This window comes from Bacillus sp. mrc49 (genome assembly GCF_002803435.1).
Genome location: NZ_PHNG01000510.1, coordinates 1 through 1,336, shown reverse-complemented (window position 1 = coordinate 1,336; position 1,336 = coordinate 1). Strand labels below are relative to the sequence as shown.

The 1,336-nt window shown below is 45.5% G+C and carries 1 protein-coding gene; it reads right to left on the bottom strand.

The features are described 5' to 3' along the window. On the bottom strand, positions 1–1,336 hold a 1,336-nt coding region (locus CVN76_RS04920), incomplete at both ends, for a molybdopterin oxidoreductase family protein (RefSeq protein WP_157805531.1).

Here is a 1,336-nt window from a genome sequence, read left to right as displayed (position 1 = left end):
CGGTAGTTCACTTTCGGCAATGGTGATTCTCCCTTTTCTTCCAGTACCTCCATTTTCACACTCATTTCCTTATAGTTCGGTGTGTGGGTTACCGTATCATGATAACTGCTTGTCAGACGGTTAACCGCTTCCTCATCTTCTCGTGTATTCATCGTTAAGTATAATTCGTTCCCTGTTACACGTTCTGTGACTATCGCTCTTACCTTTACGTGACCATAAGGTGAGGTTAAACGAACGAGAGAGCCATCCTCGATTCCACGTTCCCGAGCAAGCTCCAGTGATACCTCAAGCCATGGGTGGGGAACCTTATGTGTCAGTCCCTCTGACTTGTACGTCATATTCCCTTCATGGAAATGCTCCAACAGTCGGCCATTATTTAAATGTAAATCATATTCAGCACCGGCTTCAAAAGGAGGAGTCCATTCAAGCGGAATGAGCCGTGCCTTACCATCTTCAAACGCGAACCCTTCTTCGAAAAGGATCGGCGTATCCGTACCATCTTTCGCAACCGGCCAGATTTGACTATTGAACCCTTCCAGTCTTTCATAGCTCACCCCGGCAAAATAACCAGCAAGACTCGCTGCTTCATCCATGATCTCGCTCGGATGCTGGTAAGTCCAATTCGCTCCTAGATGATTAGCAAGCTCTTGGAATATGAGCCAATCCGGCTTAGAGTCTCCAAGTGGCTCAAGCACTTGATAAAACCTCTGAATTCGGCGCTCTGTATTAACGAATGTACCGTCCTTTTCCAGACTCGGAGCTGCAGGCAAAATAACATCAGCGAATTGCGCCGTTTTACTGAAAAATAAATCCTGGACAACAAAAAACTCCAGATCTTCGAGCATAGTATCAACAAAATTCACGTTGGAATCCACAAATGCCATGTCTTCACCGAATAAATACAGCGACTTTAGTTTTCCTTTCTTAACACCTTCAAGCATTTGATGATTATCCATTCCAGGATCTTTTGGCAAAGAGACGCCCCATGCCTTTTCATACCGTTTTCTGACCTGCTCGTCTTGAATCGGTTCATAGCCAGGGAACCATGAAGGCATTGTACCGAAATCGCATGCTCCTTGAACGTTATTATGTCCTCTAAGTGGGTAGGCACCTGTTCCTGGACGGCCATAATTCCCTGTGATTAAAAGCAGATTGGAGATTGCCGTACTCGTATCCGTTGCTCCCTTATGCTGGGTGACACCCATGGCCCATAAGATGCATGCCGATTTGGCTTCATGAATCATGGTTGCCAGCTCAATGAGTTCCTCCTTTGTAATGCCGGTCATTTCTTCCGCATAGTCCAATGTGAATTTATCAAGAGATTGAAGATAACTCT